Source organism: Mycolicibacterium arabiense, from assembly GCF_010731815.2.
GTDB classification, from domain to species: Bacteria; Actinomycetota; Actinomycetes; order Mycobacteriales; family Mycobacteriaceae; genus Mycobacterium; species Mycobacterium arabiense.
On sequence record NZ_AP022593.1, the window covers coordinates 2,242,201 to 2,256,785 of the forward strand.

The window sequence follows — 14,585 nt, forward strand, 5'->3', positions numbered from 1 at the left end:
ACTAGCGGTCCCGGCGGGGAAACTGCGTGACGCTCGCCGCGCCGTCGGCGCGCGGGTCCGACGCCGCGACCAGCGAGCCGGAACCATCGGCGAACACGACGTTGGCTTGCCCGAGCGCCTCGGTGTGCGCCGACACCTGCCAGGGCAGCAGACCCTCGGCCACCACCGCCGCCACCGCGTCGGCGGGCACGTCGGCCTCGACGGTCACCGAATCGGCGGTCTCGCCGTCGATCTGGACGCCCACCGCGGCCCGCGGACCGCTGACGGCGGCCTGCGCGTCCGCGCCGTCGAGCGCACGCAGCAGCACCTGGGCGAGGATTTGCGGCTGCGCCTGCCCACCCATCGTGGCGAGCACGTGCCGCACGGCCCCGCCCTCGGTGGTCAGTACGGGCATCAGAGTGTGCGCGGGCCGCTTGCGCGGCGCCAGCACGTTCGGCGACGCCGCGTCGAGGGAGAAGCTGGTGCCCCGATTGTGGAACAGAATCCCGGTCTCGGGGTCGATCTGGCCGGAACCAAAGGCGTGGTAGACGCTCTGGATGAGGGAGACCGCGTAGCCCTGGTCGTCGGCCGCGGCGATGCCCACCGTGTCCCCGCGTGCGACCGGAGCGTGCCCCGGTTGCGCAGCTCCGACATCGGTGACGTCGGCGAGGCCGTCCTTCAGCAGCGCGGTGACGTCCACGTCGGCGAACCGCGGATCGGCGAGCCGGTCGCGACGTAGGGCGTTGCCGCGGTGGAAGATGCGCATCAGCCGGCCGAGACCGTCCCCGAGCGGGTCGGTGACGCCGAGTTCGTCGAGCGCCCGCAGGGCGCGCAGCAGTAGGAAGCCCTGCGTGTTCGGCGGGCTGGTCAGCACCGTGAGGGCACCGAACGCCGCCGACAGCGGCTCCATGACTTCCGGACGAAAATGGGCGAAGTCGTCGGCGTCGAGCACCGAACCGTGGTGGCGCAGGTAGTCGATGCTGCGGCGGGCGAGGTCGCCGACGTAGAAGGCGTCCGGACCGGCAGCGCGCAGCCCCGCGAACGTGTCGGCGAGGGCGGGCTGGGTCAGGACGTCGCCGACCGCCAGGGGCCGACCGCCCGGGTGGAATACCGCATCGAAGTCCGCGACACCGAACAGGTCCGCGTTCTCGGGGTCGGCGAGGTGGCCGGCGAGCGACGGCGCCACCGGTACGCCGGCCCGCGCGACGTCCTCGGCCGCCGCCAGTGTCTCGGCCCAACCGAGCCGGGAACCGAACGTGCGCAACGTATCCCAGCCGCGCACGCCACCGGGTACGGTCACCGTGTCGGCACCGCGGGTGGGCAGCCAGTCGCCACACCGTCTGCGCACGTCCGCGACGTCGACGCCGCGCCCCGACCACCCCGAGGCGTTGATGCAGCGCACGTCGCCGTCCGGTGTGCGCACCAGCGCGATCAGGTCGCCGCCCAGCGCCACGTTGTGCGGGTAGACCACGGTCAAGACCGCCGCGGCCGTGATGGCGGCGTCGATGGCCGTGCCGCCGTCGCGGTAGGCACGCATGCCTGCCTCGGTCGCCAGTGCGTGCGGCGTCGCGAGGGCTCCGGTGAACGACGCCGATGGTGTGGGCACGGGGGATTCGACTCCTCGCTCGGGGAAGGGGAACGGGCGGATGCGAGCAGTCAGTGGATCGTCGACAGGAACGCCTTGGTCCGCTCGTTCTTTGGGCTACTGAACAGCTCGCTGGGCGGCGAGTCCTCGATGATGCGGCCTGCGTCCATGACGATGATGCGGTCGGCGACGTCCCTGGCGAACCGCATCTCGTGGGTCACCACGAGCATCGTCATCTCCTCGCGCGCCAATTCCCGCATCACCTCGAGCACTTCGCCGACCATCTCGACGTCGAGGGCGCTGGTCGGTTCGTCGAACAGCATGACCTTCGGGCGCATCGCCAGCGCGCGGGCGATCGCGACCCGCTGTTGCTGGCCGCCGGACAGCTGGCTCGGACGGGATTCGCCCTTGTCGCCCAACCCCACCCGCTCAAGCAGGGCCCGGGCATCTTCGCGCGCCTTGGCCTTCGGCTGGCCAAGGACTCGGACCGGGCCGTTCCAGACGTTCTCCAACGCCGTCATGTGCGGGAAGAGGTTGAAGTGCTGGAAGACGAAGCCGATCTCACGCCGGCGGCGCGCCAGCTCGGCGACGCCGACCTTGCGATCGGAACCCACCTCGCGGTGCGCGATCGACACGCCCGCGACCAACACCTCACCGCTGTCCAACGACTCGAGGTGGTTCACCGACCGCAGCAGCGTGGTCTTGCCTGCCCCGGAGGGACCGATGAGCACGACGACCTGCCCACGCTCCACGTCGAGGTTCACGTCGTTGAGGACGCGGCGTCCACCCAGCGTGCAGCAGGCGTTGCGCACCGACACGATGGGTACGTCGGGCGTCTCGCGTACGTCGTTCGCGCTCATGGCATCTCCCTTGGGTGCGGCGTTCATCCGTGTGGTTGCAGGGTTGCGTTAGTCGCCGCGGCGGGGCCGGCACGACGCGCGCCCAGTAGTCGCGCCGTGATCGGTACGCGCACCTCGATGCCGAGCTGCCGGGTGAGCCGGTTCTCGATGCCCGCCTGAATGAACGTCCACACCGTGGTGAGCGCCAGGTAGTAGATCGCGGCGACGATGAAGATCTCGAACGTGTGGAACGTCGCCGAACTGATCTGCTGGGTGACCAGGAACATCTCGCTCACGCCGATCACGGACAGCACCGACGTGGTCTTCATCATCCCGTTGAACGAGTTGCCCATCGGCGGCACCATGACGCGCAGCGACTGCGGCACGATGATGTAGCGCATCAGCCTGGTCGGTGTCATGCCGAGTGATGCCGCCGCCTCGAACTGGCCCTTGGGCACGGAATCCAGCCCGGCCCTGATGATCTCGGCGATGTAGGCGCTCTCGTTGATCATCAGCCCGATGATCGCGGCTTGGACGGCGGCCTTGACCGACAGCCCGAGGATGGATGCATCGTGGAACTGGTAGAGCCCGATGGCCGCGAGCCCGGTGTAGATGATGACCAGCTGCACGAGCAGCGGCGTGCCGCGGATCACCCAGATGTAGCACCCGGCGCACCAGCGCACCACCGCGAACCGCGAGCGCCGCATGAGCGCCACGGCCAGGCCGACGAGGGTGGCCAGGACCATGGCGACCGCGGAGACGACGATCGTGAGGATCAACCCGTCGACGAACGATTCACTCGGCGCGAATAGCGACTTCCAGAAGAACGCCCAATCGAACTGCATCCGTGTGCCTTCCGATCAGCTGGAGAGGCCGAGGTCGCTCATGCCCCACTCATCGAGGATCTTCTTGTACGTCCCGTTGGCCTCGAGTTCGCCGAGTGCCGCGGCGATGGCGTCGTGCAGGGCGGTGTTGCCCTTGAGCGTGGCGGCACCAATCTCGATGGTGCCGAACGGCTCTCCCACGGGGGTGATCTTCGCGCCGGTCTTGGTGGCGTAGTAGCCCAGCGTCTCGGCGGTGTCCATGAATGCGTCGGCCTGGCCGTTCTGCACCTGCTGGATCGACACGTCCGCCTGGTTGCTGCGGGTGATGTCGACCGGCGGCTTGCCTGCGGCCGTGCACTTCTCCGACTGCTCCTGCGCCAGCGACTCGGCCGTGGTGGCGACCGCCAGCACGACCTTCTTGCCGCACAGACTGTCGTCCATGCCGGTGATGTCGGCGGGCTTGTCCTCGGACACCGCGATGCCGGTGCCGGACAGCACGTACGGCACGAAGTCGACGACGGCCTCGCGCTCCGGCTTGATGTAGAGCTGGGCCATGATGACGTCGCACTGCTTGGCCTGCAACGTGGGAATGACCGTGGCGAACGAGGATTCGTGGAACTTCGCCTTCAGGCCCATCTGAGCGGCGAGCGCCTCGCCCAGTTCCACCTCGCTGCCGACCAGCTTGCCCGATTCGTCGTGGTAGACGTTCGGCGGCGTGCCGTCGTTCGGCGCGCAGATCGTGAGCGTGTCGGCCTCCAGGATCGCGGGCGGCGAGACCTTTGCCGGTCCGGTCGGGCTCGGCGCCGCCTCGTCGGACGACGACGAACAACCCACGAGGCCGAAGAGTGCAACGCCGGCGAGGCCGGCGATCAACGATGTCTTCAACTTTTCCTCCGAAAGATAGAGCGGTCCGGTCGCACGCCGTGCAGGTCATGGCGAGTTCCCTATCGAACGATAGGGCACCGTCGGCCGCAGAGGAACGGTTTGACGGAACTCGTAACACGGTTTACGCAGTCGTCACACGACCGACTGCGGGCGGTGGCTCAGGGGACGGTGCCCGGTGTGTCAGGTGACGGCCATCTCGAGGTCGCCGAGGCGCGCACGCGTCACCTCACGGATCTCCGTCAGACTGGCCTGGTCGACGAGCAGGGATCGCACGACGAAGTCCGCCGCCTGCAGGGGCCGCTCGTGCCGAACCGAACTCGAGGGACCACCCTGTTCGCGCAACGTCTCGAACAACACGCCGTTCATGGCGCGCTGCACGAAACTCGACTCGAAGGACACGAATTCACCTGCCTGGCAACCGCCGTCGATCACGCGCTCGATTTGGTCGTGAAAGAGCGCGATACCCTCGCGCTCGGCCGCGAACTCGTCGAGGGCGAGCACTGCGTCCTGATAGAGGCCGCGGGCGTCGAAGGGCTGGACGAGGATCTCCCGGACGTCGCACGCGATGGCCAGATGCAGTTTCTCGGCCCATCGCGAGTCCTCGGCGAGCCGCTGGTTCATCCGGTCGATCGAGGGCCCGAGGTCGAGTTCCACGAGGGTCCGGAAGATCTCGTGCTTGGCCTGGAAGTGGTGGAACAGCGAGGGCTGCCGGATCGCGACGGCCTCGGCGATGTCACGCGTCGAGGTGCCGAAGTAACCGCGCTGAGCGAACAGCACCGAGGCCGACAGCAGGATGCGGCCACGCGTCGACGACCAGTCGACGGCCCTCGGTTCCCAGCCCGGCCCGTACTTCACCCGACCACTGTGACACACCGGCCCACGCGGTCGACGGCGCCGTAGGCCGGCACCTAGAAGTGGAAGCCCAGCCGCGCGGGCACGTCGCTGCGGAAGGCGGCATCGAGGCGCGCCAGCTGCGTCCGATCGCTGCCGCGGATGCGATTGGCCGCGGCGAGCAGCGCCGCCGAGTGTGCGCCCAGGTACAGGCTGCCCAGCACGTCGAGGTCCAAGGCGAACTCCGCGGGCGCGTCGGTCGGCGCGCACTCGGCCCGGCCGTCACGGATGGACAGCGCGAACCGTCCTCCGTCGGAACGGAATCCGTCACCGACCTCCAGCACCGTGTCGACGTCGGCTGCGTACGTCCTGGCCGCCAGCGCTCTCGGCACGTCCATCAGCCGCAGCCAGAGCCCGTCCTCCGACCCGGTGGTGCGGACCAGCCGAGGATCGTCGAGCAGGTAGGGCAGCGGGTCACCGGGGTGACTGACCACCGTGATGGTCTCGACCAGGTCGAGGCCGATCAACGCACGCCAGAGTGCGACGTGCGCCTCGGGCGTGACGGCCGTGAACTCCTCCACCCGAACGGTCCTCGCCGATCCGCGGAACAACCGGTAGAGCAGGTAGCCGTCGTCGTGCAGGAAGCAGAACCAGGCAGTGCCGCCGCCTCGGGAGTCCTCCCAATCGGCGAGCAGGTCGTCCCACAGCGGGGTCGGACGGGCCAGGCCGCCGGGTGTGCCGCGCCGGTACCGGTCGTAGATGGCGGCGAGCTCGTCGCGGTGCTCACCCGGGCGCACGATCCGGACGCCACCGGGATCGGGCGCGTCACGATGGAACCGGGCGAACCGCCGGTCGAGGCTGAACTCGGTGTCGACCGTCGCGGGGCCGTAGCCGAAACGGCCGTAGATGCCGCCCTCGGTCGCGGTCAGCGCGGCCAGCGGATACCCGTTCTCGGCGAACCGGTCGTGCAGGTCGGTGTACATCGCGCGCAGCAGCCCGCGGCGACGGTGCGTCGGCGCCACCCCGACCCACGTGATGCCCGCGGTCGGCAGCACTGCTCCCCCGGGCACCGTCAGCTCGAAGTCCAGGTAGTGCGCCTGCCCGACCAGGTCGTCGCCGTCGACGACGACCACCGAGCTGCGCGGCGGCATGGCGGTCCGCCACGCGGCGAACGTCTCGGGATGCCAGGTCGAGCCGAAGCTGGTCGCCGTCAGCAGGGGGACGTCGCGCCACTGGGCGTCGGTGATGTCGCGAGGGGCGAGGGCGCTCATCGCTTACTGAAGATGATCCGGTGCCAATCCTTTTCGGCCACCGCGGTGATGTCGCTCATCACGTGCTTGATGGTGAGGTACTCCTCGAAGGAGTAGTCGCTCATGTCCTTGCCGAAGCCCGAGGCCCCGACGCCGCCGTGCGGCATCTCGCTGATGATCGGGATGTGGTCGTTGATCCACACGCACCCCGCGTGGATCTCACGCGACGCCCGCTGCGCGCGGTAGACGTCGCGCGTCCACGCCGAGGCGGCCAGCCCGTACTCGGTGTCGTTGGCCTGCCGGATGGCGTCGTCGTCGGCGGTGAACGGCCGCGCGACGAGTACCGGTCCGAAGACCTCGTTGCGGTAGGCCTCCGAGCGCTCGTCGACGTCGGCGATCAGCGTCGGCCGGTAGAACGACCCGGGCAGGTCGGGCGCGCTGCCGCCGGTGACGACGCGGCCGCCCTCGCCGGGTGCGCGCGAGACGATGCCCGCCACCTTGTCGCGGTGCGCCATCGTGATCAACGGGCCCAGGTCGGTGTCCGGGTCATGCGGGTCGCCGACGACGACCTTGCCCATCAATTCGGCAACGCCCGCCACGAAGTCGTCGTACAGGGGTTGGGCGACGATCGCGCGGGTGGCCGCGGTGCAGTCCTGACCGGTGTTGATCAGCGACGCAGCGACCGCGCCGTGGATGGCGGCGTCGAGGTCGGCGTCGTCGAACACCACGAACGGCGCCTTGCCGCCCAGTTCCAGCTGCGTGCGATGGCCGTGCGCCGCGGCGGCCGCCATCACCTTGCGCCCAACGGGTGTCGAACCGGTGAACGTCACCAGGTCGACGTCGGCGTGACCGGCCAGGGCGGTGCCGACGTCGTGCCCGGCGCCGGTGACGACGTTGAGCACGCCGTCGGGTAGGCCCGCCTCGGTCGCGAGCCGCGCGAGCGTCAGCGTGGTCAGCGGCGTGATCTCCGCGGGTTTGATCACCACCGAGCAACCGGCGGCCAACGCCGGCAACACCTTCCACACCGCCATCTGCAACGGGTAGTTCCACGGCGTGATGGTGGCGACGACGCCGATCGCGTCGCGCCGGATGCTGGAGGTGTGGTCGCCCGAGTACTCCGCGGTCGCCTTGCCCTCCAGGTGCCGCGCCGCCCCGGCGAAGAAGTCGATGTTGTCGATGCTGCCCGGGACGTCGAACTCCCGGGCGAGGCGCACGGGCTTGCCCGTCTGACTGACCTCCTCGGCCACCAGGTCGTCGGACGCCTCGTCGGCGAGCCTGGCCAGCTTCGCAAGCACGGTCGAGCGGTCCACCGGAGTGGCCGTCGACCACCCGCGGAGCGCCGCACGCGCCGAGGACACCGCGGCGTCGACGTCGGCCGCCGTGGCGAGGGCGTATTCGGCCACCACGCTCCCGTCGGCCGGGCTGACGATGGAGAATTGACCACCACCCGTCTTGACCTCGACGCCGTCGACATAGCTGCTTGCCACCGTGTGAGCCATGGACGTCACGCTATCGCGTTCGCCCGGGACACCGCGACCGAGTTGACGACGCATTCCCACGTTGTGGGCACCGGAAACGAGTGATTCCGTCGGCCTGGTTGCTTGTCATGACGGATTCCGTGCACAATCGTGAGCATGGTCACGCCCGACGCCCACACCGGGTTGCCCGCTGTCTCGTTGCGAATCCGCCCCGGTGCCGCGTATCAGCTCGACGAGTTGTCCAAGGCCATCATCGAGAAGCTGCAGGCCGACGGTCGCCGCTCCTACGCAGGCATCGGCAAGGCCGTGGGGTTGTCCGAGGCTGCGGTGCGGCAACGGGTCCAGCGCATGGTCGATGCGGGCGTGATGCAGATCGTCGCCGTCACGGATCCCATGCAGCTCGGCTTCGCCCGTCAGGCGATGATCGGCATCCGCTGCACCGGCGACACCACGAAGGTCGCCGAGAAGCTGGCGACCATCGAATCGGTCGACTACGTGGTGCTCACCGCGGGCTCGTTCGACGCCATCGTCGAAGTGGTCTGCGAGGACGACGGCGACCTCCTCGACCTACTCAACACCAAGATCCGCGCCGTACCGGGAGTGATATCCACCGAAACCTTGGTTTATCTCAAACTCGTCAAGCAGCAATACAATTGGGGTACGCGATGACAATCATCTCTGAAACTGCCGAAACATCCACCACCGATCTCGACGCCAAGGCCAACCGCCACCTGTGGGGCCACTTCGCCCGCCACGGCGAGGGCATCACCCCGACGGTCATCACCCGGGGTGAGGGCGTCCACATCTGGGACAGCAAGGGCAACAAGTACATCGACGGCCTGTCCGGGCTGTTCGTGGTGCAGGCCGGACACGGCCGCGCCGAGCTGGCCGAGGCTGCGGCCAAGCAGGCCGAGTCGCTGGCCTTCTTCCCGCTGTGGTCCTTCGCGACGCCGCCTGCCATCGAGCTGGCCGAGCGCCTCGCCGGATATACCCCGGGCGACCTGAACCGCGTCTTCTTCACCACCGGTGGCGGTGAGGCCGTGGAGAGCGCGTGGAAGCTGGCCAAGCAGTACTTCAAGCTGACCGGCAAGCCGGGCAAGTACAAGGTGATGTCGCGGTCCATCGCCTACCACGGCACGCCGCAGGGAGCGCTGGCCATCACCGGCATCCCGACGTTCAAGGCACCGTTCGATCCGCCGACCCCAGGCGGATTCCGCGTGCCCAATACGAACTTCTACCGAGCCCCCGAGATGTTCAGCTCGGATCCGAAGGCGTTCGGCCGGTACTGCGCCGACCGGATCGCCGAGGCGATCGAGTTCGAAGGTCCCGACACCGTCGCCGCGGTGTTCCTGGAGCCCGTGCAGAACGCAGGCGGTTGCTTCCCGCCGCCGCCCGGATACTTCGAGCGGGTCCGCGAGATCTGCGACGAGTACGACGTGCTGCTCGTCTCCGACGAGGTCATCTGCGCCTACGGCCGCATCGGATCGATGTTCGCGTGCAACGACTTCGGCTACACGCCCGACATCATCACGTGCGCCAAGGGTCTGACGTCGGGCTACTCCCCGATCGGCGCGATGATCGCCAGCGACCGGCTGTTCGAGCCGTTCAACGACGGGCAGACGGTGTTCGGGCACGGCTACACCTTCGGCGGGCACCCCGTGTCGTCGGCCGTGGCACTGGCCAACCTCGACATCTTCGAGCGCGAGGGCCTCAACGACCGCGTCAAGGAGAACGCCCCGGCGTTCCGCGCGACGCTCGAGAAGCTGCTCGACCTCCCGATCGTCGGCGACGTCCGCGGCGAGGGGTACTTCTACGGAATCGAACTCGTCAAGGACAAGGCCACCAAGGAGACCTTCGACGACGACGAATGCGAGCGGCTGCTGCGCGGCTTCCTGACGCCCGCGCTGTTCGAGGCGGGGCTGTACTGCCGCGCCGACGACCGTGGCGACCCAGTGGTGCAGCTCGCGCCGCCGCTGATCTCCGGGCAGGCCGAGTTCGACGCGATCTACGACATCCTCAGCGACGTCTTGGGTCGAGCCAGCCAGATGATGTAGCCCACCGCGTTATCGTCGGCGGATGGCCCGCACTCGCAAGCCGCCGATCCACCCAGTCCGCTGGCAGCCGCCACCGGTCGAGCCGCTGCCCGAGCAGTCGGCGCGGCCGGTGACGGTGGTGCCGGTGCCCGGCCACGGTCCCGAGGACGTCGTCGTCGACGCCGACGGGAACCTGTGGACCGGGCTGGTCGACGGCCGCATCGTGCGCATCGCGCCGGGCGGCGAGCAGACCGTGGTCAGCAACACCGGTGGCAGGCCGCTCGGGATGCACGTCGCCCGCGACGGTCGCGTCCTGATCTGCGACAGCCACCGCGGCCTGTTGGCACTCGACCCGGCCTCCGGGGTGCTCGACGTCCTTGTCGCGACGGTCGAGGCACGGCCGCTTCGGTTCTGCTCCAACGTCACCGAGACCGCGGACGGCACGATCTACTTCACCGAGTCGACCAGCGAGTTCCACTTCGAGCACTTCCTCGGCGCGTTCCTCGAGGCGCGCGGCACCGGCAGCCTGTTCCGGCTCGACCCGGACGGAACGGCCACCACGCTGGTCGGCGGGCTGTACTTCCCCAACGGCGTGACGGTAACCGCCGACGGGTCGGCGCTGGTGTTCGCCGAGACCATGGGCCGCCGGCTGTCGAAGTACTGGCTGAGCGGACCTCGGGCGGGCACCGTCACGCCGCTGGCGGTGCACCTGCCGGGCATGCCGGACAACATCTCGACCGGTTCCGACGGGCGGATCTGGGTTGCGCTCGTCACGCCGGTCAACGCCGCCGCGGAGGGCTTGATGCCGCGAACGCCGTTGCTGCGCAAGGTCATCTGGCGACTGCCGTCGCGATTGCAGCCGAAGGTGCAGCCCGAGGTGTGGGTCGTCGGCTTCGACGCCGACCACGGCACCGCGGTCGACGGCGTCCGGACCGACCAGCCCGGTTTCGGCGGCGTGACGGGCGTCGTCGAACACGACGGCCGGCTGTGGATGTCGACGATCGAGTTCTCCGCGCTGGGGTACGTCGACCTGTAGGTCGCCCGTCGCGAGCAGACGCGAAAGCCCCTCATTCATGTCGAAACAGGGGCCTTTGCGTCTGCTCGGCCGGGGATGGCGAGCAACAGCGGTCGCACTAGTCACAGCAGTCACAGCGTGCCTCCACGGATATCCGGCGCCGGTCTCTTAGCCTGCAAGGACCATGGCTACCTCCGGACCCCTCACGCGCCGCGTCGCGTGCCTCGCGGCGGCACTCACCTTCGCCGTGGTCCCCGTGTTCGCCGGCGTCCCGACCGCCGCCGCGGAACCCGACCCCTGCCCGTACAAGGTGGTCACACCGCCTGCGGTCGACGACTCCGAGGTGCCGAAGGCGGGCCCGCCGCCCGCGCCGCTGCCCGTGCCCGCGACACCCCTGGGCGGCGAGGCCCTGTCCGGCTGCGGCATCATCACCGCACCGGGCACGCCACCGGTGCCCGGCGACGTCTCGGCCGAGGCCTGGCTGGTCGCCGACCTCGACTCCGGCGACGTGATCGCCGCGCGAGACCCGCACGGCAGGCATCGACCCGCGAGCGTCATCAAGGTGCTCGTCGCAATGCAGTCGATCAAGGACGTGCCGCTGAACAAGCAGGTCGTTGGCACCGCCGACGACGCGGCGGCCGAGGGCACGCAGATCGGCGTCAAGGACGGCAGCGTCTACACCGTCAACGACCTGCTGCACGGCCTGCTGATGCACTCGGGCAACGACGCCGCCCACGCGCTCGCCGGTCAGCTGGGCGGCATGGACGCCGCGCTGCGCAAGATCAACGACCTGGCGTCCAAGCTCGGCGGCCGCGACACCAGGGCCGCCACGCCGTCGGGTCTCGACGGGCCGGGCATGAGCACGTCGGCCTACGACATGGGCCTCTTCTATCGATACGCCTGGCAGAACGACGTGTTCACCGACATCGTGGCCACGCGCACCTACCAGCTGCCCGAGTACGAACTCGAGAACGACAACAAGCTGCTCGACAACTACCCGGGAGCGATGGGCGGCAAGACCGGCTACACCGACGACGCAGGCCAAACCTTCGTCGGTGCGGCCGAACGCGACGGCCGCAGGCTGGTGGCCGTGCTGCTGCGCGGCACCCGGCAGCCGATCGCGCCGTGGGAGCAGGCTGCGCGTCTGCTCGACTACGGATTCGCGACCGAGCCCGGCACCAAGGTCGGCACGCTGATCGAGCCCGACCCGTCGCTGAGCCCCAAGGAAGCCGAGGAGCTCTCGACCCTCGACGCCGCCCAGGACCTCGCCACGCTGCTCCCACCCGAGGACGCCACCCCGGTGCGCGTCGGCGTCGGCGTCGCCGGATCGCTGATCGTGTTCGCGCTCATCATGGCCGCGCGGTCGCTGAACCGCCGCCGCACGCTCTAGCGCCGTCGACGTGTCAGGCGCGACAACCCGATTGCCCCGATCGCGCCCGCCACCGCCGCCGCGACGGTGCCCACGCCGGAACCGTTTCGTACCTGCACCCGCGTGGTGATCAAAGCAGGGCCGGGTGGGTCGACGGGTGCCGCGGCGAGGTTGTCCTCCGACGTCGCGGCCCACGCGGTCGCGAACAGGATCAGCCGCGCGGTGACATAGGCGAACACCATCAGGCCGAGCACCGGACCGAACGTCGCCCCCGCCGGGCCGGTGACGACCGACTTCAGGTAGACCGACGCCAACTGCTTGAAGATTTCGAACGCGACGGCGGCGAGCAGTCCCGCCCGCACCGAGCTGCGGAACGACACCGTCTCTCGGGGCAGGCGCGCGATGATCCATGCGAACAGCAGCCACGACACCAGTAGCGACAGCACCAGCGACGCCAGGTATACGGCGACCCCGGCGCCCGGTACGTCCTGCAGGCCGAGCCATTCGAGGATCGTCTCCAGCAGGCGTGAGTTGCCCAGCGCGGTGAGCGCGATCGTGACGGCCAGCGCGCCGAACGTCGAAATCAGCGCCAACAGGTCGGACAGCTTCGTCTTGACCAGGTTGGCGGGTTCGCGGCGCTGCTCCCACATCTCCGACAGCGCCTCGCGCAGGTTGGCCATCCAGCCGAGCCCCGCCCACGCGGCGGTCGCGAGCCCGATGAGGCCCACCGACGTGCGGGAGTCGATGGCCGAGTTCATCAGCTCGACGAGCTGTTCGCCGACGTCGCCCGACACGGCGGACCTGATCTGGTTCTCGACCTGCAGCAGCAGCCCGGAGTCGTTGGCGAGCACGAACCCGGCGGCTGCGAAGGACACCATCGCCAGCGGAAAGATGGCGAACACCGTGAAGTACGTGATGCCCGCCGCGAAGAAGTCACCCTTGCGGCTCTGGTAGCGCTCTTGCGCCCGCAGCGCGCGGTCGAGCCACCGGAACCTGGACCGGAGTCGGTCGAGCAGACCGGGTTCGGCCGGTTCGGTCATCCGGCCTCCTTAGCGCGAGTTTTGCAGGAACCCTAACCGGTCGTAGACCCGCGCGAGCGTCTTGGCGGACACCTCACCGGCACGCTGCGCACCGGCGGCCAGCACGGCCTCGAGTTCGGCCGGGTCGGCGAGCATCTCGTCGACCCGCGCCTTGATGGGCGTCACGAACTCGACGACGGCGTCGGCGGTGTCGGACTTGAGATCCCCGTACCCGCGGCCCGCGTAGCCGCGGACCAGCGTGTCGACGTCGACGTCGGTGACCGCCGACTGAATGGTCAGCAGGTTGGAGACGCCGGGCTTGGACTCGCGGTCGAAGCGGACCTCGCGTTCGCTGTCGGTGACAGCCGAGCGGATCTTCTTCGCGGTCTTCTTCGGGTCGTCGAGCAGGCTGATCAGGCCGGCATCGGTGGCCGCGGACTTGCTCATCTTGGCGGTGGGGTCCTGTAGGTCGTAGATCTTGGCCGTCGCCTTGGGGATCATTGCCTCGGGCACGACGAGCGCGTCGGAGAAGCGGGCGTTGAACCGCTGGGCGACGTCGCGGGCCAGTTCGAGGTGCTGACGCTGGTCTTCGCCGACCGGAACGAGGTTGGTGTCGTAGAGCAGCACGTCGGCGGCCATCAGAACTGGATAGGTGAAGAGACCGACCGTCGTGGCGTCCGCGCCCTCCTTCTGCGACTTGTCCTTGAACTGCGTCATCCGCGAAGCCTGACCGAAACCCGTGAAACAGCCCAGCGCCCAGGCCAATTGAGTGTGCGCGGCCACCTGGCTCTGGACGAAGATCGTGGCGCGGGCGGGGTCGATCCCGAGGGCCAGGTACTGCGCCGCGGTCACCAGCGTGCGGTGGCGCAGTGTCGCCGGGTCCTGGGGGATGGTGATCGCGTGGAGGTCGACGACGCAGAAGTAGGCGTCGTAGTCGTCCTGCAGACCCACCCACTGCTTGATCGCGCCAAGGGCGTTGCCCAGATGCAGGGAATCGGAGGTGGGTTGGACGCCGGAGAAGACGACGGGCTGAGTGCTCATGATGACCTCGATCCTCTCACTGTCGGCATCCCGGTCAGCCAGGGGCCATTCGCTGCAACGCGCGCAGGAACACCCGGCGTTCCTCGGGGTCCAGCACGCCCAGCCAGCGCTCCTCCCCACGCTGGATCTCGGCCTGGGCGGCGTCCTTGACCGCGCGGCCGGCGGCGGTGATGGCCAGCACTCGCACGCGGCGGTCGTCGGGGTCGGGGTACCGCTCGATGTAGCCGTCGTCCTGAAGGCCGTCGAGGGTGGCGATGATGCGGGTCTTGTCCGCGCCGATTGCCTCGGCGAGCGCCGCCTGGGTGCGCACGGTCCCCCGGTCCAGCGCGAGCAGGACGACGTATCCCCACATCGTCAGGCCGTGCGCCTTCAGCACGGGAGCCTCCGCGGCCATCAGTTCGCGGATCAGCGGACCGAGCATCGCGGCGAGGTCCGGA

The 14,585-nt window shown here is 69.1% G+C and carries 14 protein-coding genes; 4 read left to right on the top strand and 10 right to left on the bottom strand.

Annotated elements, in window-relative coordinates:
• Position 1: 1 nt before the first annotated feature.
• From G6N61_RS12475 to G6N61_RS12505, 7 genes are all read right to left on the bottom strand, one after another.
• Positions 2 to 1,585, bottom strand: a complete 1,584-nt coding sequence (locus G6N61_RS12475; protein ID WP_235887509.1) for a gamma-glutamyltransferase family protein — start codon at positions 1,583 to 1,585, stop codon at positions 2 to 4.
• A 50-nt stretch (positions 1,586 to 1,635) separates the two neighbouring features.
• Complete coding sequence (locus tag G6N61_RS12480) at positions 1,636 to 2,424, bottom strand: amino acid ABC transporter ATP-binding protein (RefSeq protein WP_163918811.1); 789 nt, start codon at positions 2,422 to 2,424, stop codon at positions 1,636 to 1,638.
• A 23-nt stretch (positions 2,425 to 2,447) separates the two neighbouring features.
• Entirely contained in the window at positions 2,448 to 3,248 is an 801-nt protein-coding gene (locus tag G6N61_RS12485) for an amino acid ABC transporter permease (RefSeq protein WP_163918812.1), read from the bottom strand.
• 15 nt (positions 3,249 to 3,263) lie between these two features.
• Complete coding sequence (locus G6N61_RS12490; RefSeq protein WP_163918813.1) at positions 3,264 to 4,112, bottom strand: ABC transporter substrate-binding protein; 849 nt, start codon at positions 4,110 to 4,112, stop codon at positions 3,264 to 3,266.
• 180 nt (positions 4,113 to 4,292) lie between these two features.
• Positions 4,293 to 4,967: a TetR/AcrR family transcriptional regulator gene (locus G6N61_RS12495; protein ID WP_163918814.1), complete on the bottom strand. Its 675-nt coding sequence runs from the start codon at positions 4,965 to 4,967 to the stop codon at positions 4,293 to 4,295.
• Between the two features lie 53 nt (positions 4,968 to 5,020).
• The gene (locus G6N61_RS12500; RefSeq protein ID WP_163918815.1) at positions 5,021 to 6,214 is read right to left on the bottom strand and encodes an enhanced intracellular survival protein Eis; all 1,194 of its coding nucleotides are present in this window, start codon (positions 6,212 to 6,214) and stop codon (positions 5,021 to 5,023) included.
• Complete coding sequence (locus G6N61_RS12505) at positions 6,211 to 7,692, bottom strand: gamma-aminobutyraldehyde dehydrogenase (protein WP_179973615.1); 1,482 nt, start codon at positions 7,690 to 7,692, stop codon at positions 6,211 to 6,213. Before G6N61_RS12505 ends, G6N61_RS12500 begins: the two co-directional genes overlap by 4 nt.
• 135 nt (positions 7,693 to 7,827) lie before the next feature.
• On the opposite strand from G6N61_RS12505, the gene G6N61_RS12510 reads away from it, so the two are divergent.
• The 4 genes from G6N61_RS12510 to G6N61_RS12525 all read left to right on the top strand — a co-directional run bounded on the left by G6N61_RS12510 (position 7,828) and on the right by G6N61_RS12525 (position 12,109).
• Positions 7,828 to 8,340 (top strand): Lrp/AsnC family transcriptional regulator, encoded by a 513-nt coding sequence (locus tag G6N61_RS12510; RefSeq protein ID WP_163918817.1) that lies wholly within the window; start codon positions 7,828 to 7,830, stop codon positions 8,338 to 8,340.
• A complete protein-coding gene (locus G6N61_RS12515; RefSeq protein WP_163918818.1) occupies positions 8,337 to 9,725 on the top strand; it encodes an aspartate aminotransferase family protein in 1,389 nt (462 codons plus the stop codon). Before G6N61_RS12510 ends, G6N61_RS12515 begins: the two co-directional genes overlap by 4 nt.
• A 22-nt stretch (positions 9,726 to 9,747) precedes the next feature.
• On the top strand, positions 9,748 to 10,740 hold the full coding sequence (locus tag G6N61_RS12520) for an SMP-30/gluconolactonase/LRE family protein (RefSeq protein WP_163918819.1): 993 nt from the start codon (positions 9,748 to 9,750) through the stop codon (positions 10,738 to 10,740).
• 163 nt (positions 10,741 to 10,903) lie between these two features.
• Entirely contained in the window at positions 10,904 to 12,109 is a 1,206-nt protein-coding gene (locus G6N61_RS12525; protein ID WP_163918820.1) for a D-alanyl-D-alanine carboxypeptidase family protein, read from the top strand.
• Here the strand turns inward: G6N61_RS12525 and yhjD are convergent.
• From yhjD to G6N61_RS12540, 3 genes are read right to left on the bottom strand one after another with little or no spacing between them, the layout of a single operon-like run.
• Positions 12,106 to 13,128: an inner membrane protein YhjD gene (yhjD, locus tag G6N61_RS12530; protein WP_163918821.1), complete on the bottom strand. Its 1,023-nt coding sequence runs from the start codon at positions 13,126 to 13,128 to the stop codon at positions 12,106 to 12,108. The genes G6N61_RS12525 and yhjD overlap by 4 nt on opposite strands.
• Positions 13,129 to 13,137: 9 nt before the next feature.
• Positions 13,138 to 14,148 carry a tryptophan--tRNA ligase gene (gene trpS, locus G6N61_RS12535; RefSeq protein ID WP_163918822.1) on the bottom strand — a complete coding sequence of 337 codons (1,011 nt, stop codon included), beginning with the start codon at positions 14,146 to 14,148 and terminating at the stop codon, positions 13,138 to 13,140.
• A 34-nt stretch (positions 14,149 to 14,182) separates the two neighbouring features.
• Positions 14,183 to 14,569, bottom strand: a complete 387-nt coding sequence (locus G6N61_RS12540) for a MarR family winged helix-turn-helix transcriptional regulator (protein ID WP_276078449.1) — start codon at positions 14,567 to 14,569, stop codon at positions 14,183 to 14,185.
• Between the last annotated feature and the right edge of the window lie 16 nt (positions 14,570 to 14,585).